Origin of the sequence: Hyphomonas sp. KY3, from assembly GCF_017309975.1 — a bacterium.
Classification (GTDB): domain Bacteria; phylum Pseudomonadota; class Alphaproteobacteria; order Caulobacterales; family Hyphomonadaceae; genus Hyphomonas.
The window spans coordinates 1112359-1134710 of record NZ_CP022271.1 but is presented as its reverse complement, the minus strand read 5'-3'; the positions used below and the strand labels follow the sequence as shown (position 1 = coordinate 1134710).

At 59.5% G+C, this 22352-nt stretch carries 19 protein-coding genes; 8 read left to right on the top strand and 11 right to left on the bottom strand.

Annotated features, from left to right (window positions below; genetic code table 11):
- Positions 1 to 96: 96 nt before the first annotated feature.
- Positions 97 to 711: a glutathione S-transferase family protein gene (locus CFA77_RS05775; RefSeq protein WP_206992634.1), complete on the top strand. Its 615-nt coding sequence runs from the start codon at positions 97 to 99 to the stop codon at positions 709 to 711.
- On the opposite strand, the gene recO is transcribed toward CFA77_RS05775, so the two are convergent.
- Genes recO through rpoZ form a run of 8 tightly spaced genes read right to left on the bottom strand, consistent with a single transcriptional unit; the run spans position 708 to position 7470 of the window.
- Positions 708 to 1439, bottom strand: a complete 732-nt coding sequence (gene recO, locus CFA77_RS05770; RefSeq protein WP_206992633.1) for a DNA repair protein RecO — start codon at positions 1437 to 1439, stop codon at positions 708 to 710. The genes CFA77_RS05775 and recO overlap by 4 nt on opposite strands.
- Entirely contained in the window at positions 1436 to 2383 is a 948-nt protein-coding gene (gene era / locus CFA77_RS05765; protein WP_206992632.1) for a GTPase Era, read from the bottom strand. The genes recO and era overlap by 4 nt, the downstream gene beginning before the upstream one ends.
- Complete coding sequence (rnc, locus tag CFA77_RS05760; RefSeq protein ID WP_206992631.1) at positions 2380 to 3135, bottom strand: ribonuclease III; 756 nt, start codon at positions 3133 to 3135, stop codon at positions 2380 to 2382. Before rnc ends, era begins: the two co-directional genes overlap by 4 nt.
- Positions 3132 to 3542 carry a holo-ACP synthase gene (gene acpS / locus CFA77_RS05755; RefSeq protein WP_206992630.1) on the bottom strand — a complete coding sequence of 137 codons (411 nt, stop codon included), beginning with the start codon at positions 3540 to 3542 and terminating at the stop codon, positions 3132 to 3134. The genes rnc and acpS overlap by 4 nt, the downstream gene beginning before the upstream one ends.
- Entirely contained in the window at positions 3539 to 4282 is a 744-nt protein-coding gene (locus CFA77_RS05750; protein ID WP_206992629.1) for a pyridoxine 5'-phosphate synthase, read from the bottom strand. Before CFA77_RS05750 ends, acpS begins: the two co-directional genes overlap by 4 nt.
- A complete protein-coding gene (pyrE, locus tag CFA77_RS05745; RefSeq protein WP_206992628.1) occupies positions 4282 to 4863 on the bottom strand; it encodes an orotate phosphoribosyltransferase in 582 nt (193 codons plus the stop codon). Before pyrE ends, CFA77_RS05750 begins: the two co-directional genes overlap by 1 nt.
- The gene (locus CFA77_RS05740) at positions 4853 to 7111 is read right to left on the bottom strand and encodes a bifunctional (p)ppGpp synthetase/guanosine-3',5'-bis(diphosphate) 3'-pyrophosphohydrolase (protein WP_206992627.1); all 2259 of its coding nucleotides are present in this window, start codon (positions 7109 to 7111) and stop codon (positions 4853 to 4855) included. The genes pyrE and CFA77_RS05740 overlap by 11 nt, the downstream gene beginning before the upstream one ends.
- 8 nt (positions 7112 to 7119) lie before the next feature.
- Complete coding sequence (gene rpoZ, locus CFA77_RS05735) at positions 7120 to 7470, bottom strand: DNA-directed RNA polymerase subunit omega (RefSeq protein ID WP_034814002.1); 351 nt, start codon at positions 7468 to 7470, stop codon at positions 7120 to 7122.
- Between the two features lie 154 nt (positions 7471 to 7624).
- Here rpoZ and CFA77_RS05730 point away from each other — a divergent pair, with 154 nt between their 5' ends.
- The 7 genes from CFA77_RS05730 to CFA77_RS05700 all read left to right on the top strand — a co-directional run bounded on the left by CFA77_RS05730 (position 7625) and on the right by CFA77_RS05700 (position 15759).
- Positions 7625 to 9088 (top strand): M20 family metallopeptidase, encoded by a 1464-nt coding sequence (locus CFA77_RS05730; RefSeq protein ID WP_206992626.1) that lies wholly within the window; start codon positions 7625 to 7627, stop codon positions 9086 to 9088.
- A gap of 394 nt (positions 9089 to 9482) precedes the next feature.
- A complete protein-coding gene (locus tag CFA77_RS05725) occupies positions 9483 to 10502 on the top strand; it encodes a DUF2804 domain-containing protein (protein ID WP_206992625.1) in 1020 nt (339 codons plus the stop codon).
- Positions 10503 to 10825: 323 nt separating this feature from the next.
- On the top strand, positions 10826 to 11968 hold the full coding sequence (gene nadA, locus CFA77_RS05720; RefSeq protein ID WP_206992624.1) for a quinolinate synthase NadA: 1143 nt from the start codon (positions 10826 to 10828) through the stop codon (positions 11966 to 11968).
- 67 nt (positions 11969 to 12035) lie between these two features.
- Entirely contained in the window at positions 12036 to 12503 is a 468-nt protein-coding gene (locus CFA77_RS05715) for a hypothetical protein (RefSeq protein ID WP_206992623.1), read from the top strand.
- 3 nt (positions 12504 to 12506) lie between these two features.
- Positions 12507 to 14045, top strand: coding sequence for an L-aspartate oxidase (locus CFA77_RS05710; protein ID WP_242517501.1), 1539 nt, complete (start codon positions 12507 to 12509; stop codon positions 14043 to 14045).
- Positions 14042 to 14899 carry a carboxylating nicotinate-nucleotide diphosphorylase gene (gene nadC / locus CFA77_RS05705; protein ID WP_206992622.1) on the top strand — a complete coding sequence of 286 codons (858 nt, stop codon included), beginning with the start codon at positions 14042 to 14044 and terminating at the stop codon, positions 14897 to 14899. The genes CFA77_RS05710 and nadC overlap by 4 nt, the downstream gene beginning before the upstream one ends.
- Before the next feature lie 50 nt (positions 14900 to 14949).
- Positions 14950 to 15759: an SDR family oxidoreductase gene (locus tag CFA77_RS05700; RefSeq protein WP_206992621.1), complete on the top strand. Its 810-nt coding sequence runs from the start codon at positions 14950 to 14952 to the stop codon at positions 15757 to 15759.
- A 6-nt stretch (positions 15760 to 15765) separates the two neighbouring features.
- Here the strand turns inward: CFA77_RS05700 and CFA77_RS05695 are convergent, their stop codons facing one another.
- The 3 genes from CFA77_RS05695 to glyS form a co-directional block, all read right to left on the bottom strand.
- Positions 15766 to 16845, bottom strand: coding sequence for a cell wall hydrolase (locus tag CFA77_RS05695; RefSeq protein WP_242517500.1), 1080 nt, complete (start codon positions 16843 to 16845; stop codon positions 15766 to 15768).
- A 424-nt stretch (positions 16846 to 17269) separates the two neighbouring features.
- A complete protein-coding gene (ppdK, locus tag CFA77_RS05690; RefSeq protein WP_206992619.1) occupies positions 17270 to 19957 on the bottom strand; it encodes a pyruvate, phosphate dikinase in 2688 nt (895 codons plus the stop codon).
- Between the two features lie 204 nt (positions 19958 to 20161).
- Entirely contained in the window at positions 20162 to 22276 is a 2115-nt protein-coding gene (gene glyS, locus CFA77_RS05685; protein WP_206992618.1) for a glycine--tRNA ligase subunit beta, read from the bottom strand.
- Positions 22277 to 22352 lie beyond the last annotated feature (76 nt).

The window sequence follows — 22352 nt, the reverse complement described above, 5'->3', positions numbered from 1 at the left end:
AACACATCAGAAAATGAACGGCTTCTGAATATGACAGCCCTTGCGCGCGTTATCTCGCCGCGCAACAGTCAGCGCCACAAGAGGGAAGGAAACAGAATGAAATTGTATAATTCCGTAGGCCCGAACCCGCACGTGGTGCGCATGTTCATGGCGGAACGCGGCATCGACCTGCCCAAGGAAGACATCGACCTGATGGCCGGAGAAAACCGGCAGGCGCCCTATACGACCAAGAACCCGGCTGGCCAGCTGCCCGCTCTTGAGCTTGATGATGGCAGCATCCTGACCGAGATCACTGCCATTTGCGAGTATCTGGACGAAACCCAGCCCGGCGACCGCCTGATGGGGGATACACCCGAAGCGCGCGCCCAGAACCGCCGCTGGACACGGTGGGTGGACCTCAAGATCGTTGAGCCGCTGACCACAGCTTTCCGCGCCGCTGAGGGCCTGCCCATGTTCCAGGACCGGATGCGCTGCCTGCCGGAAGCTGCTGATGGCCTGAAAGCCTGCGCACAGGATGGGCTCGTCTTCCTGGACGAACAGATGGCTGACGGCCGTGAGTTTGTGGCAGGCAAGGCATTCGGCCTGGCTGACATACTGCTGTTCTGTTTCCTGGCTTTTGGCAGTCAGGTGGGCCAGCCCCTCAACCCCGATCTGAAACACATCGGAAACTGGTATGCGCGGGTCAGCCAACGCCCAAGTGTGAGCGTCTAGGGCCGCTTCAACATGCGGCCCACCAGTCGCAGGCGCTCTGCTGGAACGCCCCGATTGAGCCCCCCAAACAGACGCTCTTCCAGAAAATAGCCGGTGAGCTTCAAGCCATCGGCTATATCGGACGGCGCAACATGGGCCGTGGATTCGACAAGGAAGAGCGGCAGGCGAAGGAGGCGGTCGACATATTCCTCGGCCTCCGACCCTCTCACGGCCCGGCCGGTCTTTGGAGATACATGGGTCAGGCCATCATTCGCGCCGGACAACGCGCATGCGTCCAGATCAAGCCCGAAACCCAGCGCGGAGAGCAGGCCCAGTTCCCAGCGCACATAGAGCGCCGGCCAGATTTCCTGCGCCTCAATCTGGTCTAGCAGAAGCTCGGTGGCCTCAAACAGTGCCGAACCGGCTGCATCGCCTTCGTCCAGTCCGCCCCGCAGGATCGCGGTAATAGCCGAAATGGCGGCGAGGGCAGCTGGATCGTCCAATACACGCGCCGCTCGCTCCCGACTGGCCTCGGCCACATCAAACCGGCCCAGAGCCTCTTCAAGGCGACCGGTCCAACTGAGGGAAACAGAATTTCCGGCTTCATATTGCGCGCGGCGCTTGCGCGAGGAACCGCCATAGACAAGACCGGACCGACGCCCGCGCGTGCGGGTGAGAACGTCGAGGATGAGGCCACCTTCTCCAAAGCGGCGTGCGCCCAGGATTATGCCGTCATCCGACCAGTTCAAACATCGAACTCCAGGCCAAGCCCCTGATAACTCTCTCGGCGTTCCTGCCAGCGTTCATCCACCTTCACGAACAGGAAGAGGTGCACTTTGCGACCGAGCATTTCAGAGAGTTCTTCGCGGGCCTTGCGACCAACATCCTTGATCGCTGCGCCGCCCTTGCCGAGCACCATGGATTTGTGATTGTCGCGGCCGACGACCACGACCTGTTGCACACGGACGGAGCCATCCTTTTTCTCTTCCCAGCTCTCTGTTTCGACCATCAGCTGGTAAGGCAGTTCCTGGTGCAGGCGCAGCATTAGCTTTTCCCGAGTCACTTCGGCGGCAAGCAGGCGCATCGGCAGGTCGGCAATCTGGTCCGGCGGGTAGAGCGCCGGGCTTTCGGGCATCCGTTTCGCGAGCGCCTTTTCCAGCGCTTCGACGCCTTCGCCATTTTCGGCGGAGATCATGAAGACCTCTTCATAGACGCCCGTCTCGTTCAGTTCCGCAATGATGGGCAGGACCTGATCATGGGGAAACAGATCAATCTTGTTCAAGGCGAGGAAAGCTTGGCGGCCAATCTGCTGAAGTTGCTCGATGACCCGGCGGTCATCTTCCAGAGATTTCTTCTGCGCACCATCTACCTTGCCTTCGCGCTCCGCGACCCAGGCCGAAGCGTCGATCAGGTGCACAATGGCGTCCGCATCGTCAGCGCCGCTCCAGGCCGCCTTGACCATGGCGCGGTCGAGCCGGCGCTTGGCCGCAAAGATACCCGGAGTGTCCACAAGCACGATCTGCGTGCCGTCCACCTGCGCGACGCCGCGCACCGGGAAGCGCGTCGTCTGCACCTTGTGCGTGACGATTGCCACCTTAGTGCCGACCAGACGATTGGTCAGCGTGGACTTGCCCGCATTCGGCGCGCCGATAATGGCGGCAAATCCAGCATGGGTGATGGGGGTGTCTGTCATGGGGTTCCGGTCAGGCTTTCTAGGAGAAGGGCGGCAGCATTACGCTCAGCATCGCGCTTTGACGACCCCGCGGCAACAGCCGCACCCCGGTCGGCCACTTTAACTTCAACCTCATAAGTGGGTTCATGGTCCGGTCCCGACCGGCTCAGCACGTCATAATCCGGCAGTGGCAGGCCCTGTCCCTGGGCCCATTCCTGCAGCAGCGTCTTGGGATCCTTGGTCTGGGCCGGAGCCGCCTCGAATTGCGGCGCCCAACCTTTCTCAATGAATTTCCGGGCGGTGGAGAGCCCGGCATCCTGGTAGATTGCGCCTATAATGGCTTCGCAGGCATCGCCAAGGGTCGATTCCCGTTCGCGCCCACCGGCAGCTATCTCGCCATCCGACATGATAACGAATTCCGAAACGCCAAGATGGCGCATGGCATCCGCGCAGGCCCCCTTGCGAACAAGACTGTTGAGACGCGGAGCCAGATCGCCCTCACTCTCCATCCGGCGTCGGTCAATCAAGCGTTCGGCGATCACGAGGTTCAGGACCCGGTCACCCAGAAATTCGAGGCGCTGGTTGGACAGGCGGACTGATTCCGCAGAAGTTACAGCGCTTGGATGTGTCAGCGCACGGATTAGCGTCTCCGGGTTTTTGAATTTGTGGCCAAGAATGGACTCCAGTGTCCGGATATCCGCTTCGGCCAGTGAGGGCTGGCTCGCTTTTCCCTTCGACCGGAGGCGCGTGCGTTTGGGTCTTGCCGGTGTCATGCTGGCGTCACCGGAAGAGCTTCGATGATGACCTGGGCTTCAGCCCAGGGGTAATCATCCGTGATGGTCAGGTGAATAATCGCTTCATGGCCGGCGGGCATCATCGTGGCGAGGCGCTCCGCCGCGCCGCCAGTCAGCGCAAGAGTTGGCTTGCCCGTTGGCAAATTCACAACGCCGAGATGCTTCCAATGAACGCCGCGACGCGGCACACCCGTACCGAGCGCCTTTGCACACGCCTCTTTGGCCGCAAATCGTTTGGCATACGTCTCAGCAGTCAGGCGACGGCGGCGCGCCAGCGCGATTTCGACATCGGTAAACACGCGTTTCTCAAACCGCTCACCAAATCGGGCAAGTGTCTTTTCCACACGCTCGATATTGCAGAGATCATTCCCGATACCAATGATCATGCGCGGGCCTCATCCATCAGTCGACGCATTTCCCGGATTGCAGCATCAAGACCGATAAAGATGGCCTCACCAACAAGAAAGTGACCAATGTTCAGTTCTGCGATCTCGTGGATTGCCGCCACGGGAGCAACGTTTTCAAATGTCAGGCCATGTCCGGCATGCGGTTCGACACCGCGCTTGCGCGCTTCTATCGCCGCGATCTTCAGCCGTTCGAGTTCTGGCGCCGCGGCCTCTGCACCGCCTTCGATCCATAGCTCAGCGTATTTGCCCGTATGGAGTTCGACCACAGGTGCCTGAAGCACTTCCGCAACTGCAATCTGAACAGGGTCGGGTTCGATGAAGAGTGACACCCGCGCACCCGATTCATTGAGGCGGCGAACAACGGGCGCAATTTGGTTATGCAGGCCCGCGACATCGAGCCCGCCTTCGGTCGTACGCTCTTCGCGCTTTTCGGGAACAATACAAGCTGCATGCGGACGGAACTTGCAGGCAATCTCCGTCATCTCGTCTGTCGCAGCCATTTCGAGATTGATCGGAAGGCTGGAAGCCGCACGTATGGCTTCGAGATCTCCATCGCGGATGTGGCGCCGATCCTCGCGCAAATGGATCGTGATGCCGTCTGCGCCTGCCTGAGCCGCAATCTGCGCCGCGCGCATCGGATCGGGATGATCCCCCCCGCGCGCATTGCGAATGGTTGCAACGTGATCAATGTTCACACCAAGGCGCAACGGGCTTGCCATCAGGCGAGGCCCCTGGAGCCAGGCTTGACGGCCTCCATCGCGGCAAGATCTGGTGGCAAATCATTGGCGTCATAGTCTGGGAAATCGACCGCCGCGAGCGAAATTAGCTTGCAGCCAACATCAGCGCGGCCGTTCGACCGGTCGATGATACAGGCACCACCCACGACCTCGCCGGGCAGCGCATCCAGCGCTTCAACGGTTTCACGAAAAGACAGCCCCGTCGTGACGATATCTTCCGCGATCAGCACACGTTCGCCTTCGGCAATGGAGAAGCCCCGGCGGAACTGAAGCTGGCCATCGACCCGCTCGGCAAAGATCGACCGTGCGCCAAGCTGGCGCGCCAATTCATAGCCCGGAATGATGCCGCCGACAGCTGGCCCGGCAACAACATCGATCTTGCCGAACTCGGCGGTAAGCTTTTCCGCAAGGGCCTTGCACAATTTTTCGGAGAGCGTGGGCTGGGAAAAAACGAGGGCCTTCTGCAGGAAAACAGGACTGCGACGACCAGACGACAAAATGAAATGCCCCTCCAGCAAAGCCCCGGCCTCGCGGAATACATTCAGCACATCATCATTCGTCATCTTCGCCCTCCTGGTCGCGCACAGCTCTGTCGACCACAGCGATCGACCGGAGCGCGGCCAGTATCTGCGTCAGACGCTTGAGGTCTTCAACCTCAATTTCCATCAAGATTTCCGTGAAGTCCTCGTGGCGGTCTACCGTATGTATGGCTGTGATGTTGCCGCTGGCCTGTGCCACAGCAGCGCAGAGCTTGGCCAGTACGCCGCGCTCATTGGAGGCATTGATACGAATTCGCCCAATTGCCACCGCGCCCGTGCGCGCCAGTTCGGTCCAGCGCAGGTCCACCCAGAGCTCGGGTTTATCGTCATATTCGGCGAGCTTTGGACAACTCGCGACATGGACCACAATGCCCTTGCCCGGTTCATGAACCCCCATGATACGGTCCCCAGGCAACGGGCAGCAGCAATTTCCGAGATGAAGCGTCACGCCCGGTGACAGCTCCGTGCCGGATACCATGAGCGGCGTATGCTCACTGTCCATGCGGACCTTCGTGGGATCGTCCTCGCGTTCCGGCCGGTAACCCGGAAAGGCCGCCTGGATCACATCGTTTGACGAAATTCGACCGCGCCCCAGCGCTTCGGACATGTCTTCCATATCCTCAAAACCGGCGAGGCGGGCCGTATGGTTCATCTTTACATCAACCGGATCAATACCTGCCCGTCGCAGCGCCATATTGATCAGCCCCTGACCGAGGCGCCGGAACTCTGTTGTTTCCTTGTCGCGCACCAGCTTGCGCATCGCAGAGCGCGCGCGCCCGGTGATCGCCAGCGCTTCCCAGCCATGAATGGCGTGAGGCGCTTTGCCCCGGATGATCTCGACAACGTCTCCATTTTTCAGCGGGCGGCGTAAAGGCTTCACCTCGCCATTGATCTTGGCGCCAACACATGTGTCACCCACCGCCGAGTGCACCGCATAGGCAAAGTCCAACGGCATGGCGCCGGCTGGCAGGATGATCAACTTGCCCTTCGGAGAGAAAGCAAAGACGTGCTCGCGATACATTTCGAGCTTGGCGTGCTCCATGAACTCGCTCGGATCGCCGCCATCCTGAAGCAATTCTGCGAAGGCTTCGAGATTGGCGGCAGGGTCAAGACCGGCAGCACGCGCCGAATCGATGTCAAAGCCGTAGGCGCGGTTCTTGTAGCCCCAATGCGCAGCCACGCCGAACTCGGCGGTGCGGTCCATCTCTTCAGTGCGTATCTGGAGTTCGACACGCCGGTTGCCGGAAGCGCGTACGGTTGTGTGCAGGCTGGCATAACCGTTCGGCTTGGGCACGGAGATATAGTCACGGAAACGGTCAGGGATGCAGGCCCAGAGTCTGTGGATTTCTCCCAGAACCCGGTAGCAATCCTCAACACTCTCCACGATCACGCGAAAAGCGAACAAGTCAGCGACATCCCGAAAGGAAATCGATTTCTTCTCAAGCTTGCGCCATAGCGAATAAGGTTGTTTCCGACGCCCCTTGATGCGGCAAGGAATTCCGGAAACCTCCATCAATTGCTCAAGGTCACCCCGGATACGCTCAAGATCATCGGCATTTTCGAGCGCAAGTTCGTCCTGACGATACAGAATGGCACGACGCGCTTCTGGATTGAGCTCCTGGAAGGCCAGGTCCTCCATCTCGGCAGCAATCTGGTAAAGACCGACGCGGCGGGCGAGCGGGCCGTAAATGTCCATGGTTTCCCGCGCGGTGCGTTCGCGACTGGATGCCTTCTTCCGAAAGTGCAGCGTGCGCATATTGTGAAGCCGGTCGGCCAGCTTCACCAACAGGACTCTAATGTCGCTGGTGGTTGCGAGGATGAACTTCTGGAAGTTCTCGGCCTGAGCCAATTCCTTGGAGCTGTATTCAAGCTTGTCGAGCTTCGTAACCCCATCGACCAGTTCGGCCACATCCGCACCAAAGCGCACTTCGACATCGCCGATATCGATCTCGGTGTCTTCGACCACATCGTGAAGGAGGCCCGCGACGATGGTGATCTCGTCGAGCTTGACGTCAGCCAGAAGGCTCGCGACTTCAACAGGATGCGAATAATACGCATCGCCCGAATCGCGCATCTGTTCGCCATGATGCGTTTTGGCAAAATCGTAAGCGGCACCGAGAAGTTCGGACTTCACCCGAGGGTGATAGGCGCGAACCTTATCGATCAGCTGCTGCCGGGTCAGGACATCTTTAGGTTTTTCCGCAGCCGGTCGCTCTGTGCCAGCCATGTCGCCAGCCCCTTCATCCTTTGCGGATAGGGTGCTGCCGTCCATCTGGCCTCCTACAGCCGGTCGTCCCGTCCGGACTCCAGCTCGGCCTGATAGGCCCGCATGACGTCTTCTTCGGTTGCAGCAGGTGCAGATTCCAGAGCCAAACGGTCGGCTTCGCGCTCGTTCTCTTCGCCTGGACGAATGTCCTGCAGATTCGAGATCAGCGCTTCCTTGACCACTTTCAGATCAATCGACTCGTCAGCAATCTCGCGCAGCGACACAACTGGGTCCTTGTCATTATCGCGGTCCACAGTAATCGGCGAACCTTCGCGGATCATGCGGGCACGATGTGCAGCAAGCAGGACAAGCTCGAAACGGTTTGGAACCTTTTCGACGCAGTCTTCAACGGTAACGCGGGCCATGAGCAGATAATCTCCTTTGGACCGCCCCTTATATGCAGCGCAGCACGCCGACGCAACCCGGCGATTGCCGTAGAATGCAGGACATTTTCGCCCCCTTGGCAGCGCTGAAAACGCCGCTACGGTGTCTTCTTACCTTAGCCGGAGGTCGAAACCCATGTTCCGTAATGTTGCCATCTCTTCTCTCGCGCTTGCACTCGTTGCTTGCGGAAACGGAAATGACGCCGCTGAAACGCCGCAACCGGTCGCCTCCGACACGGGCGCAACGACCGAGGCCGAAGCATCGAATACGGTCGCCCCGGCCTCATCCGCGGCCACTCCTTCAGCAGAAACCAACTTGCCAAAGGCTGATGCAGAACTGATCGAAATCTACAAACAACTTCACGCCAATCCGGAACTTTCGTTCAAGGAAGCCAAATCGGCCGCTCTGATGGCCTCTGAACTTGAAAATCTCGGCTTCGACGTTTCCACCGGCATTGGTCAGGACTGGGTGGTCGCCAAGGCAATGAAAGATGTAGGTGAGGTCAAGGATGGCGTCGGCGGACACGGCGTCGTTGGCGTATTGCGCAATGGGGATGGCCCGACCGTCATGATCCGCGCCGATATGGATGCCCTGCCCGTTCCTGACCAAACGGGTTTCCCGTTTGCCTCAGAGGTCCAGTCGACCACATGGACTGGCGTCGAGAGCCCGGTCATGCATGCCTGCGGCCACGACATCCACATGACCAGTTGGATCGGCACCGCCCGCGCACTGGCTGCCCGCAAGGATCAGTGGAGCGGCACGCTTGTAATGATCGCCCAGCCAGCCGAAGAGATCGGCCTTGGCGCCCAGGCCATGCTGGCCGATGGCCTCTACAGCCGCTTCCCTCAGCCGGACTACAATTTGGCGCTGCACGTTTCCGCAGCCGCGCCCGCTGGCACGGTTGTCTATACGAAGGGCTACGCCATGGCGAATGTCGACAGTGTCGACATCACCGTGAAAGGCGTCGGCGGGCATGGCGCCTACCCGCACACAACACGCGACCCGATCCTGATCGGATCTCACATCGTCGTAGCTCTGCAGAGCCTCGTCTCGCGTAATACGAACCCGCAAGACTCTGCCGTTGTTACAGTCGGCTCGTTCAAGGCCGGCGCAAAGCACAACATCATTTCCGACGAAGCAACGCTGCTCCTGACGGTGCGCTCCTATGACGACGCGACCCGTCAAATGTTGCTGAGCGGCATTGAGCGCATTGCCAAGGCGCAAGCCGAGGCCTTCGGGGCGCCTGAGCCAGAGATCACGATCGAGCAGGACTATACACCATCGCTCTTCAACAACGCCGACCTGGCCGAAACAGCCATGGCGGCCATTGCGGACGCAATCGGCGAAGACAATGTCAAGGAAGTAGCCCCGGTCATGGGCGGCGAGGATTTCAGCCAGTTCGGACGGACGGACGAAAACATTCCAGGCCTCCTATTCTGGGTCGGCGCAGTGGAGCCTGCGCGCTATGAGGCCGCCAAAGACAGTTCCCTGCCCCTGCCTTCACTGCATTCGCCATTCTTCGCTCCGGATTACGACCCGACCATTGCCACAGGCGTCGAGGCTATGACTGCGGCCGCGTTGGAACTGTTCGAGGGGTGAGCCTGCGCCCCTAGCCGGACACGCAGGTGCGGCACGGCAGGTGCTCCTCGATTTCGCACAGCTAAACCTGAGTCCTCCTACACCTCGTCCAACTTGGCATACACTAGGCAAGGGAGCGCTGTCGCGAGCGGCGCGGGAAGATCGCCCGCGATTACTTCGATCAGTGCGCGGCACGCCTGCTGAAGGCTAAAGGTGAGGAAGTCTGTGTCCGCGCAAATGTGGAAGAGTATGAGGGCACAGATTCTCAGACGAATTCGCAAGGTACTTTCCCATGCGGCACAGGAAAGACGATATGGAGTGACCTAACGTCGAGGGTAGAAGGCACGCCCACCTTATCTTTATATGTCTTCCACAAGCTCCGAAATCTCAGATATCCGGCGCGCCAGGAGGGAGAATGCAACACAGAATGGGCGTAGGCCCTCTACTTGATGCGCGGGGGCGATTGGTCGAACGAGGATATGCGACCAGCGAGGTCAGGACTTATGATCGCTCTGCCATCAAAGCGGGCGCCCTGCGCATAAAGGAGTGGGACTATTACTGCATCCTGACACCCCGTTTCGGGCTGGCTCTGACTGTCGCTGACAATGGCTATCTTGGGTTCCTAGGCACATCCTGGCTCGACCTGGAACAGAAAACAGGCACCAATCATGGCGCTATCATCCCGTGGTCGATGGGCAAGATGAAGTTGCCAGCCAGCGCCGATAGTGGCGACATTTCCCAGCGCAAGGGCGATCTGGAATTGAGCTTTCGGCATGAGGCAGGAGGACGGCGCCTGACGGTGAATGATCCGGCTTTCGCCAACGGAAAAGGACTGCACGGGGAAGTATGGCTCGATCAGCCCGATATGGACCGGATGGTCATTGCGACACCGTTTCCAAAAGCCCCGAAGGCTTTTTACTACAATCAGAAAATCAACTGCATGCCCGCGCGCGGGAAGATCACCCTGGGCGAGGAGACGTATCAGTTCTCCCCTGAGAGTGCCTTTGCTGTACTGGATTGGGGCCGCGGCGTCTGGACGTATAACAACACATGGTATTGGGGCTCTGCTTCCGGCCTGGTCAAGGGGCGACCGTTTGGGTTTAACATCGGCTATGGGTTCGGCGACACATCCGCCGCCAGCGAAAACATGCTGTTCGTGGATGGTAAAGCCCACAAGCTCGACCATGTCACATTCCATATGCCTGAAGGTGCGCCTGATTCTGCGCTATGGAAATTTACCAGCAATGACAATCGATTTGAGATGGATTTCGCTCCCATCATCAATCGTCACCAGACGACCGACCTTGGCATATTGAAAACTGCGCAGGACCAGGTCTTTGGCTTGTTCTCAGGACATGTCATTCTTGACGATGGCAGCCAGATGACCGTGAAGGACTTGCCCGGATTTGCCGAAGAAGTGCGAAATCGTTGGTGAGCGGAGAGCAGGCAAGGTGGCGTTGAGAGCTGTCACTGGGCGGATCATGACGCGACCATCGCAATGGTTGTGGCGGCCATGACAACCGCCGCGCTGGCACTGTTTGACGAAACCTGACGCGGGGTTCACGCGTGTTTGAACTTGCCGGACGAGGCTGAAAGCGCTACTCCCCTTTTGCTCAGACTGCGCAAAAGCTTCAAGCTGCTGTCACAAGAGCCACCTGTCTGCGGACGTTTGAAGGCCGACCCCCTTGAAACGCGAGGCTTCAGGCCCATATTATACTCAGATCGAGCATAAGTCGGTCTGCTACGAAGGAGGACGACATGGCACGTCTTATTGATTCCGGCCCCGGCTGCCCCACGCCAACTCCGCTGCGCGGCGCTTCTGCCGCTGAAGCGCGCGGCCTCGTCTATGATGACGCGGTGAAAATGGAGACCGATGACCTGTACCCGCTGGTACAGGATTTCATCACTCCGATGGAATGGCCAGCCATTGCGCCCCTCGTGGCGGCAGTCAATCGGCTCAAGAAAGAGAAGAACGCCGTCATCCTGGCGCACAATTACATGACGCCGGACATCTTCCAGCTTGTCGGCGATTTCCGTGGTGACAGCCTCCAGCTGGCCCGTGAAGCTGCCAATGTGGATGCCGATATCATCGTGCAGGCCGGTGTGCACTTCATGGCCGAGACCTCAAAGATCCTCGCGCCTGAAAAGACCGTCCTTATTCCGGATACCCGCGCGGGCTGTTCGCTCGCCGCCTCGATCACGGGCGCCGATGTGCGCCTGATCAAGGAGAAATTCCCGAATTACCCGGTCGTGACCTACGTAAACTGTACCGCTGAGGTAAAGGCCGAGTGCCACATCACCTGCACCAGTTCGAATGCGGCGCAGGTCGTCGAAGCCATCGCTGCTGAATGGAATACTGACACGGTTATCCTCGTGCCGGACCAATACCTTGCCAAGAACGTGGCTGCCCAGACCGGCATCCGCGTCATGACCTGGCCGGGCGCGTGTGAAGTGCACGAGATGTTCAGCGCCGACGATGTCGAGCAATTGCGCGAAGCCCACCCAGGCGTCGTCATCCTGGCTCACCCGGAATGTCCGCCGGATGTACTGGAAGCCGCCGACTTTGCCGGCTCGACGTCCGCGCTGGCCAATTACGTTGCCGAGGAAAGCCCGAACAAGGTCGTCCTGCTGACGGAATGCTCGATGAGTGACAATGTGGCGTCAGCCAATCCGAACGTGAACTTCATCCGTCCATGCAATCTCTGCCCGCACATGAAGCGTATCACGCTGGAAAACATCTATGATTGCCTGGTCACGGGCGAGTACGAGGTGCTCATCCCTGAGGATGTCCGCGTGCGCGCCAAGGAAGCCCTCGACGCCATGATGGCCCTGCCGAAAATGGTCAAGCCGCTCGCGTTCAAGACCGGTTTGAAACCACTTGAGCTTGAAATGGTCGTCTAGCAGCCAGACAGGTTGTGCAATCGCGGGGGAGCGGCGTAATGTGTCTCAGGGCGCAAGGAGAGGTAGAATGGTCCGAGGCATATACGGTCTCGCGGCAATGGCGATCGCAGGCCTTTTGGTCTGCAGTCCCGCTCATGCCGACAGCAAACGCGAGGGAGATTCATCGGATGTCCTTGGCACCTGGAGCTTCCAGACAAAACCCTATCGCAATGGAGAGTGCATGATGTCTGGCACCATGTATCTTTCTCCGCACCCGGATGAAGGCCAATATAGCTGTGAGCTCACAGCGGTTGAAGTCTGCTCAATGTGGGGCCGGTCGGTTGTACGCCAATCCTGCAAGGCTCGCCGCTTCGGAGACCAAATTTCGATTCGGTCCCAGATCGAGGAAATGCTGGAAGCCAAGGTCGAGGGCCTGATCTATGTACCAGACAATTTCACGCTCACCATCCAATCCGCTGACCGGATGTTTGGCGCGCTGGTGTCTGCCGTGACCGCACCGGCGGAATTCCGCCGCGCGAATGACGGCATCTCCTGATCCGTGAGCGCCTCCATTCCGCAAACCCTGACGGCCAATGGGCCAGTCGATGATGACGTTCTGATCGTAGGCGCCGGCCTTGCTGGCCTGTTCCTGGCGCTGCAACTGGCGCCGCGCCCCTGCACCGTCATCTCCCCGGCTCCGCTTGGCCAAGCCGCATCCTCCGCATGGGCGCAAGGCGGCCTGGCCGCTGCCATGCACCCCCTGGACAGCCCCAAACAACATGCCGCAGACACCGTTGCGGCCGGCGCGGGACTCGTCGACCCAATTATCGCCCGCCTCATTGCAGAGGAAGGCCCGGCCCGGGTTCGCGATCTTGTCGCGCTGGGCGTTCCGTTTGACCGCACGCCGGATGGCGCATTGGCCTTGTCGCTTGAAGCCGCTCATTCTCACCCGCGCGTGGCACGCGTTGCCGGAGACCTTGCGGGCAAGGCCATCATGGATGCGCTGGTCGCGGCCGTTGCCGCCGCGCCACATATCACCATCATCGAAGGCGTCCGCGCCACCGGCCTGATGCAGGATGCCAATCTTCAGGTGGCAGGCGTCATATTGCGGGACAATGCCGGAACGCTCTCCACACGGACCGCGCGGGAAACGGTGCTGTGCACCGGCGGTTCCGGCGGCCTGTTCCAGGTTACCACCAACCCACCCGAAGCGCGCGGCGACGCTGTTGCGATGGCCTGGGAAGCGGGCGCACTGATTGCAGATCTAGAATTCGTCCAATTCCATCCTACGGCCATCGACATTGGCCGCGATCCTGCCCCCCTCGCGACCGAGGCCCTCCGCGGTGAAGGCGCCACGCTCCATAATCGAGACGGCACGGCCTTTATGGCAAGCTACCATGAATTGGCCGAACTCGCGCCGCGCGATGAAGTGGCGCGCGCCGTGCACACAGAGCGCTTGTCTGGCCGAGGCGCATTCCTCGATTGCCGCACGGCTGTGGGTGAACACTTCCCGGACCATTTCCCAACAGTATTTGGCACTTGCAAATCTGCCGGCATCGACCCACGCACCGAATTGATCCCGGTTGCTCCAGCGGCGCACTATCATATGGGTGGCATCGTCCCAGACTTTTGGGGGCGCAGCAGCCTCGATGGACTGTCCGTCTGCGGCGAATGTACATCTACCGGCGTACACGGCGCAAATCGCCTTGCATCCAACTCTTTGTTAGAAGCTGTCGTATTTGCCCACCGCATTGCCGAGCGCCTGCGCGAAGCTGAGTTCGCCACCCCTAACGCATCAACAGGTCATGTTCCAGGGGCGTTACCCGTTCCAGCCCTGCAGGAATTGCGCGGCGCCATGTCCGAAAAATGTGGAGTTGTGCGAAATGCCACCGGCATGACCAGCGTGCTTGAACTGATCGAGCGCTTGAACACCATACATGGGCCGGCTCGCGCGCTGACCACTGCGAGACTGATCGTTCAGGCCGCAATCAATCGCAAGGAAAGCCGGGGCGGACATTTCCGGTCTGACTATCCAGACATGATCGAGCCGGAACGCCAGTTCCTGCTGAGAGATTTTGAGGAGACCGTCCGCGTATGAAACTGCTCCCCCCGCCGCTGCCCGCGATCATCCTCGATCCCATCGTTCGGCTTGCCCTGTCAGAAGACCTTGGCCGCGCAGGTGATCTGACCACGGACGCGACCATTGCGCCGGAAACCCAACTCAGCGTCGTTATTGCAGCGCGCCAGCCCGGCGTGATCGCAGGTCTCGACGCTGCGGCCCACGCGCTTACCCTGATCGATCCAAGCGTGGAACTGGATGTTCGGATGGATGATGGCACGGCAGTAAAACCCGGCGATGTTGTCGCGCGCCTTGACGGCAGCGCGCGCTCTATCCTGACGGCTGAGCGCACGATGCTGAATTTTATTGGACGACTGTCAGCGGTCGCCACGATGACGCGCAACTATGTCGCAAAGATTTCTCACACGTCCGCAACAATTGTCTGCACCCGGAAAACGACCCCAGGTCACCGGGCGCTGGAGAAGCGCGCCGTTCGGTGCGGCGGAGGTACAGCACATCGCTACGGCCTGGATGATGCCATCCTGATCAAGGACAATCACATCGCCGCTTGCGGTGGCTCCGTGGCGCTCGCACTGGAACGCGCCAAGGCCTATGCGGGCCACCTGCGCATGATCGAAATTGAAGTCGATACACTCGACCAATTCGCGGAAGCGCTGAAACATGGGCCGCATGCCGTCCTGCTCGACAATATGGATACCGACACCTTGCGCCGCGCCGTTGAAATGAATCAGGGCCGCGTCACGCTCGAAGCATCTGGCGGAGTCAATCTGGGTACCGTTGCGGCAATCGCTGAGGCCGGTGTGGACTTTATTTCCGTGGGGGCGCTAACGCATTCTGCTCCCAATCTTGACGTGGGTATGGATGTGGTCTGACACTGCTGCAAAGGGCGATCAGTCCCTGATATCAGCAGGAGGAAAAGCCCATGACGCGAGCGAGCGGGCGAAAGAGTATCTTTATTACGGGCGCAGCATCCGGCATCGGAGCAGAGACCGCGCGCTATTTTGCAAAACGCGGCTGGTTTTGCGGCCTTTATGACGTGAACACTGCTGGCCTCGATGCCGTCGAAGCCGAGATCGGATCCGAGAACTGCCTGAAAGCCAGGCTTGATGTTCGCAACCGCGAGGACTGGGCCGCTGCCATCAAGGATTTCAGCGAAGCCACTGAAGGGGCAATGAACGTACTCTTCAACAATGCGGGCATTGGACGTCATGGCTGGTTCGAAGACATCACAGGCGAGGATAATGACGCGATCATCGACATCAATGTGAAAGGTGTAGTGAACGGCGTGCAGGCTTCACTCTCCCTTCTGAAGGCGACATCAGGCGCACGCATTGTGAACACGGCCTCTACCGCGGGAGTTGTCGGCTCACCACAACTGGCTGTTTATTCTGCAACCAAGTTCGCTGTGCGTGGTCTGACCGAAGCGCTCGACGCCGAATTTCGCGATCTCGACATTCGCGTCACCAGTCTGATGCCGTGGTTCATTGAAACGCCGATCCTCGAAATGGGGGATCGCGACGGCTCGAACCACAAGATGTCTGACCAGCTCAAGGAAAACGGCATGAATGTGTATCCGGTTTCCATGGCTGCGGAACGCGCCTGGGACGCCGCTCATGGCAAAGATACACATTTCATGGTTGGCAAAGATGCTGAACGGGCACGTTTCATGGCGCGCTGGTTGCCAGGCGCTATCCAGAAGCGCGTGAAGGCGGGTGTGCCCCCACGCGACTGATGTTTCCTAGTTCATGGCGCCGGCGGCTGAAGCGGAGCTTCTTACCGCCGCCTGCGTCACCTGGGCTGCCGTATAGTCGGAGACCTCGGACGATTTACGCATCGTGTTGAACTTCGGGGCACCATTGGTGATCGTGCGCGTAGAGGTGGTCACAGAGGCCGGCGACAGAGTTGGTGCCGGGGCATTCATGGCCACTTTCTCAACCTTGGCGTCGTCGGTGGTCTTGATCACAGACGTCGCCGCAGCATTCACATCAGCCTCAGCCGCAGCCGTGATGACGCGCTCACGCTTGCGATTGTAGTTCTGGCGCACTTGGGCCCATTCGGCGCCGCGCGGGAACCGATAGAAGATGTGCAAACCAATCTTGTCGGTCTTGATGAGGCCAGCGCTCCAGATCGGGTCAACATAAGTGGCGTGATAATGCGTCGCGCCGCCTGTGCGTTCCTCGTTGAGGTTCATCAGCACGTGAGCTGCGACCTTCTGGGCAGTATCCCAATTACGACCGCGTGGCTCGCGGGTCATGGCACCGTCACAGGTGAAGGTGAACTGGCAACCGGTTGTGCGAGTCGCACCCTGGAATACGACGTCACAGACACTGTCAGGATAGCGATGGTCGCGAACCCGATTCGCGATGACTTCGGCAACGGCCATCTTGCCGCCCAGCGATTCTGTTCCGGCCTCATAATAGATAGCCTGGGACAGACACTGTGCCTCGTCGTTAATCTTTTCGGCGCGTTTGATGTGCTCCGGACGGAACGAAACCAGCGATGAAAGTGCAGCACCATCGCGGTCGCGCATCGCATAACGGCTCATTGAAGCGCCGGTATCGCGCTTGAGAGTGTACTCGACGGTACGGATCCAAGGCGTATCCAGCAGGCTTGGCGTCATCGGATCAGCGCGCACGGTGACGCCGCCGTCTTCAATAGAAGCCAAGCGTACCGCTTCCGCATGGAAATCAGCTTCGGCGCGCTTCTCCATCTGGAGTTCGCCAATCAGGGGAAGAGTTACAGTCGCAGCCACAGCGCAGACCGCAACGGTCGCCCCGCGAATGACAATATCTCTCTGCTCTTCGTTCGTCATAGCCATCCACCAACGCTTGAGCTGCTCTTGGAGCCCACGCATTGGCGATAGAGTCGCCCTTCGTGGTTGAAGAACCCTTAACATCACCGCTCCCCAATCCCCCGGCAGACGGTATATTCCGTCCTACGAACCCCGGGTGTTGTTGGTTTGACTAAAAATTATGAGACCGTTTCTGGCCCCGCTTCGAGTTGGATATCCATCTCTCCCGGTACCTAGCAAGAAGCTGGCCAGATACGTGAGTGACTTTTCTGTCAGGATAGATACGCCCCGGATTTTCGATTTAAACCGTTACATTAGGAGAAAGCGGCCAAGCCTCTGTAATACAGTGGAATATTTCTGCAAATTTCGTGAAATATTTCGCACTGCACAAAAATGGGTGTTGCCCGGAAGCAACACCCAAATCCTGCCGGTTTCTAGCGGACAATCGTCTTTATTTGGCTTTCAACGCCGCATGTGCCGCAGCGAGACGCGCGATTGGCACACGATACGGAGAGCACGACACGTAATCGAGTCCCGCCAACTGACAAAAGTTAATCGAAGCCGGGTCGCCGCCATGCTCACCGCAGATTCCAAGCTTGATTCCAGGACGTGATTTACGACCCCGCTCAGTAGCGATTTTGACCAATTCTCCTACGCCGACCTGGTCGAGCGTCACGAATGGGTCTTTTTCGTATATGCCTTTGTCCTCATAAATCTTGAGGAAACGGCCTGCATCATCGCGCGAAATGCCGAGTGTCGTCTGGGTCAAGTCATTCGTGCCGAACGAGAAGAACGCGGCGGATTGTGCAATCTCAGCAGCCTGAAGCGCCGCGCGTGGCAGCTCGATCATCGTGCCGACCATATAGTCCAGCGTGACACCCGTCTCGGAAAACACCGATTGGGCAACCTCGTCCACAACCGCTTTCAGGATTGCGAGCTCCTTGTGCGTGGCGACCAGTGGGATCATCACTTCCGGAACTGGCTTGCGACCCGTCTCCTTTGAAACATTAACGGCGGCTTCGAAAATCGCGCGCGCCTGCATCTCATAGATTTCGGGATAGGTGATGCCGAGACGGCAGCCGCGATGGCCCAGCATGGGATTGCTCTCATGCAGTTCTGCAGCCCGGCGGCGCAACTCATCCGCGCTAACGCCAGAAGCCTTGGCCACTTCGTCCATGTCCGCATCTGTGTGCGGCAGGAATTCGTGGAGCGGTGGGTCGAGCAGTCGGATTGTGGCTGGCCGATCTTCCAGAATGCGGAAGATTTCCTCGAAATCGCTCCGTTGCATCGGCAGGAGTTTGTCGAGCGCAGCGCGACGGCCACTTTCGCCATCCGCGAGGATCATCGCCCGCACTTCGGGGATACGCTCTTCTTCAAAGAACATGTGCTCAGTGCGGCAGAGGCCAACGCCTTCGGCGCCAAATTCAACCGCCGTACGCGTATCCAGAGGCGTTTCAGCATTGGCGCGCACTTTCAGCGTGCGCACCTTGTCGGCCCAGCTCATCAGCAAACCGAAATCACCCGACAGATCAGGTTGGCGCATTTCGACGGCGCCCATCATCACCTGACCGGTCGCCCCGTCCACAGTGATCACGTCGCCTTTCTTGATTTCACGGCCCATCACGCGGAACACGCCCGCCTTGGTATCGATCTGCAGGCCACCGGCGCCGCAGACACACGGCCGGCCCATGCCACGGGCCACAACGGCGGCGTGGCTGGTCATGCCGCCGCGTGCCGTAACAATGGCGCGGGAAGCATGCATGCCCTTGATGTCTTCCGGGCTGGTCTCGATGCGCACGAGGATCACGTCCTCGCCCTTTTCAGCCATGGCCCAGGCATCTTCTGACTCAAACACGACCTTCCCCACGGCCGCGCCGGGACTGGCGGGAAGGCCCATCACGATTACGTCGCGCTTGGCATCTTCAGAAATGGTTGGGTGAAGCAACTGGTCCAGCTGAGACGGTTCAAGGCGCAGGATGGCCTCCTCTTCCGTCACCAGGCCTTCGCGTGCCATGTCGACAGCGATCTTGAGCGCTGCGGCAGCGGTACGTTTGCCGTTACGGGTCTGCAGCATGTAGAGGCGGCCATCTTCGACCGTGAACTCGAGATCCTGCATATCCTTGTAGTGTTGCTCCAGCGTGTTCGCGACGTCGCGCAGCTGGGTATAGACTTCCGGCATCGACTCTTCGAGCGGCGCATCGGTCGAGCCCAGCGTATCTGCGCGCTCACGGGAGATCGGCGCGGGCGTACGGATGCCCGCCACCACGTCTTCGCCCTGAGCATTGATCAGATATTCGCCATAGAAGACCGGGTCACCATTCGACGGGTCGCGTGTGAACGCAACGCCTGTGGCAGACGTCTCGCCGAGATTACCGAACACCATGGCCTGGACGTTGACCGCCGTGCCCCATTCTTCAGGAATATCGTTCAGCTTGCGATAGGTGATCGCGCGATCGTTCATCCAGGAGCCGAACACCGCCGTGATGGCGCCCCAGAGCTGTTCCTTCGGATCATCCGGGAAAGGGCGACCAAGATTGTACTGAACCGCGTCCTTGTAGAGCGAGATGATCTGCTTCCAGTCATCGGCCGTCATCTCGGTATCGAGATCATAGCCTTGACGGTCTTTGTAGTCGTCCAGAATGTGCTCAAACTCGTCATGGCTGATGTTCAACACGACATTGGAATACATCTGGATGAAGCGGCGATAGGAATCATAGGCGAAGCGTTCGCCGGCCTTTTTGGCCAGTCCTGCGGCAGCTGATTCGTTCAGGCCGAGGTTCAGGACCGTGTCCATCATGCCCGGCATCGAAGCGCGCGCGCCTGAGCGTACGGATACGAGCAGTGGATTTTCAGGGTCGCCGAAGCCCTTGCCGGTTTCCTGCTCGACGGCTGCGAGCGCGGCATCAACCTGCGCTTCCAGAGCTGCCGGATACTGGCGCTCCAATTCGTAATAAGCAGTACAGACTGCAGTCGTCAGCGTGAATCCCGGTGGTACGGGCAAACCCAACTTCGCCATTTCAGCGAGGTTCGCGCCCTTGCCTCCGAGCAAATTCTTCATTGAGGCGTCGCCGTCTGCGCTCCCGCCTCCAAAAGCATACACCCAGGTTTCGTCTGCTGGCTTCAGTGCTGCTTCACCCATGAATTCTGCCTTCCGATACATATGTCGTGTCCCCCAAGTTAACGGGGGGCGAATTGCAATTCCTATGCTGCATTGCAGCGCCATTGGCCAGTGTCCGAAAGGGCACGCGGGGGGTGACAACGTTGTTCGTGACACATTGGCGCGTTCCCGTGCAGGCAGGCCGTTTCAGTCTGACACAAGGGCACGCGAGCGCCCTGACCTGCATCAGCCATCGATGCGGGAGAAATCCGCTACGCGGTGAAGTGTTCCACGGATTTTGGCGAGCAGTGCCAGACGATTCGCGCGCACGGCAGAATCCTCGTCATTGACCATGACCGCTTCGAAGAAGGCGTCCACCGGACCACGCAGTTTGGCAAGTTCGGCCATGGCCGCGGTGAAGTCCTCGGATTTGAGCGGTCCTTCAATGGCGGCCTCAACATCCGACAGGGCTTTCGCGAGGGCTTTTTCCTCGGCCGGCCCCTTGGTGATGAGGACGTCATCGACGGAGAGGTCAGCAGGCAGATCGCCCTTCTTCTCCTCGGCCTTCAGGATGTTCGCCGCGCGCTTGTAACCCGCCAGCAGGTTTGCCCCGTCTTCGGTATCAAGGAACGCGCCCAGAGCTTCGACGCGGCGCGTGATGAGCACGAGGTCATCTTCGCCGAGCGCGAAGACGGCGTCGATCAGGTCGTGGCGTTGGCCTTCATCCCGCAAATGCTGCTTCAAACGGTCCGCAAAGAACGAAAGCAGATCGAGCGAATCCAAAGAAAGCTTGGTTAGGCCGACAAACGGTCCATCCGAAATCTGCAGACCTTTCTGATTTTGGAATTCAAAATCTGACATACCAAGGATTCCTTGGAACCCAAGACGTAAATCATTGGCCAGAGTGATCCGAACGACACCTAGAGCTGCGCGGCGTAGCGCGAATGGGTCCTTTGATCCCGAAGGCTTCTCATCAATCGCCCAGAATCCAACCAGCGTATCCAGCTTGTCGGCGAGCGCAACGGCGATGCCCACCGGATCGGTTGGCACGGAGTCGCTCGGGCCTTGCGGCTTGTAATGATCGCGGATGGCATCGGCGACGGCCGCCGGTTCGCCAGCCTCCAGCGCATAATACCGCCCCATCACGCCCTGCAATTCCGGGAATTCGCCAACCATTTCCGACACGAGGTCGGCCTTAGCGAGACGCGCGGCGCGTTCGGCAAGGCCCGGATCGGCGCCAACTTTGGGGGCGAGTTCGTGGGCGAGCGCGGCGACGCGCTCCACCTTGTCACCAAGGCTACCAAGCTCGGCCTTGAAGGCGATGGTCGAGAGCTTCTCGGCCATGTCTTCCAGGGGCGTCGCCTTGTCCTTCTCCCAGAAGAACCGGCCATCATCGAGCCGCGCCGACAGGACGCGGGAATTGCCCTCGGCGAGCTTCTTGCCGCCATCAGCGGCCTCGATGTTCGCTACCACGATGAAGTTCGGCGCCAGCTTCCCGGTCTTCCTGTCATTAACGGCGAAATATTTCTGGTGTGTCCGCATGGATAGCTGGATCACTTCCGGCGGCAGCGCCAGGAAGGCCGGGTCCATGTCGCCGAGTACGACGACCGGCCATTCGGCGAGGCCAACGACCTCTTCGAGCAGGCCCTTGTCTTCAATCCATTCGAGGCCAGCCTCGGCGCAAACCTTCTCGATGCCGGCGAGGATCACCTCCCGCCGCGCATCGCGCGTCAGCTTCACATGGCCTGCGCCGCTAAGCTGACTCTCATAGTCCTTGCGAGAGGTAATCTTGAACGGCCCACGGCCATGCACGCGGTGGCCTTCGGTCTCGTCGCCACTGGAAATGCCATCCACTTCAAATGGCACCACTTTTCCGTCCAGCACACAGACAATCCGCTGCAACGGGCGCACCCAGCGCAGGTCACCCGTGCCCCAGCGCATGCTCTTGGGCCAATGGAAACCGCGAATGATGGCAGGCACAGCTTCGGCAATGATATCGGTCGCATCGCGGCCCGGCGTTTCGATCACAGCAACGTAGAAGTCGCCCTTCTTCGGATCGGAGCGCACTTCGGCCTGACTGATGTCGCTCAGCCCCGCGCCACGCAGGAAGCCCTCGACCGCCTTGTCCGGCGCGCCGACCTTCGGGCCTTTGCGCTCTTCCTTCACATCCGCAGAGCGCTCTGTCAGGCCATCCATGAACACCGTCAGGCGTCGCGGGCCAGAGGCCGTTTCCAGCTTCGACCAGTTCAGCCCCGCCTCGCCCAGCGCCTTTTCCAGTGCAGTACCGAGATCACTCTCAGCCTTCGCCTGCATGCGCGCGGGGATTTCCTCTGAAAAGAGTTCGAGAATCAGGTCTGCCATGAAGGGGTCCAGCCAGTAGTTACAAGCCTGCACGGCATACTAGCGCGGGCGGCAGGGTCAAGCACCGGACGTGCAG

Bases quoted from the DNA above. Each gene is read 5' to 3' on its own strand.
- nadC (WP_206992622.1), top strand. From the start codon at position 14,042: ATGAAACTGCTCCCCCCGCCGCTGCCCGCGATCATCCTCGATCCCATC.
- CFA77_RS05750 (WP_206992629.1), bottom strand. From the start codon at position 4,282: ATGGCAAGCCCGTTGCGCCTTGGTGTGAACATTGATCACGTTGCAACC.
- ppdK (WP_206992619.1), bottom strand. From the start codon at position 19,957: ATGGGTGAAGCAGCACTGAAGCCAGCAGACGAAACCTGGGTGTATGCT.
- CFA77_RS05730 (WP_206992626.1), top strand. From the start codon at position 7,625: ATGTTCCGTAATGTTGCCATCTCTTCTCTCGCGCTTGCACTCGTTGCT.
- glyS (WP_206992618.1), bottom strand. From the start codon at position 22,276: ATGGCAGACCTGATTCTCGAACTCTTTTCAGAGGAAATCCCCGCGCGC.
- CFA77_RS05725 (WP_206992625.1), top strand. From the start codon at position 9,483: ATGCAACACAGAATGGGCGTAGGCCCTCTACTTGATGCGCGGGGGCGA.
- CFA77_RS05740 (WP_206992627.1), bottom strand. From the start codon at position 7,111: ATGGACGGCAGCACCCTATCCGCAAAGGATGAAGGGGCTGGCGACATG.
- era (WP_206992632.1), bottom strand. From the start codon at position 2,383: ATGACAGACACCCCCATCACCCATGCTGGATTTGCCGCCATTATCGGC.
- CFA77_RS05775 (WP_206992634.1), top strand. From the start codon at position 97: ATGAAATTGTATAATTCCGTAGGCCCGAACCCGCACGTGGTGCGCATG.
- rnc (WP_206992631.1), bottom strand. From the start codon at position 3,135: ATGACACCGGCAAGACCCAAACGCACGCGCCTCCGGTCGAAGGGAAAA.
- CFA77_RS05715 (WP_206992623.1), top strand. From the start codon at position 12,036: ATGGTCCGAGGCATATACGGTCTCGCGGCAATGGCGATCGCAGGCCTT.
- CFA77_RS05695 (WP_242517500.1), bottom strand. From the start codon at position 16,845: ATGGCTATGACGAACGAAGAGCAGAGAGATATTGTCATTCGCGGGGCG.
- nadA (WP_206992624.1), top strand. From the start codon at position 10,826: ATGGCACGTCTTATTGATTCCGGCCCCGGCTGCCCCACGCCAACTCCG.
- acpS (WP_206992630.1), bottom strand. From the start codon at position 3,542: ATGATCATTGGTATCGGGAATGATCTCTGCAATATCGAGCGTGTGGAA.
- rpoZ (WP_034814002.1), bottom strand. From the start codon at position 7,470: ATGGCCCGCGTTACCGTTGAAGACTGCGTCGAAAAGGTTCCAAACCGT.
- pyrE (WP_206992628.1), bottom strand. From the start codon at position 4,863: ATGACGAATGATGATGTGCTGAATGTATTCCGCGAGGCCGGGGCTTTG.
- CFA77_RS05700 (WP_206992621.1), top strand. From the start codon at position 14,950: ATGACGCGAGCGAGCGGGCGAAAGAGTATCTTTATTACGGGCGCAGCA.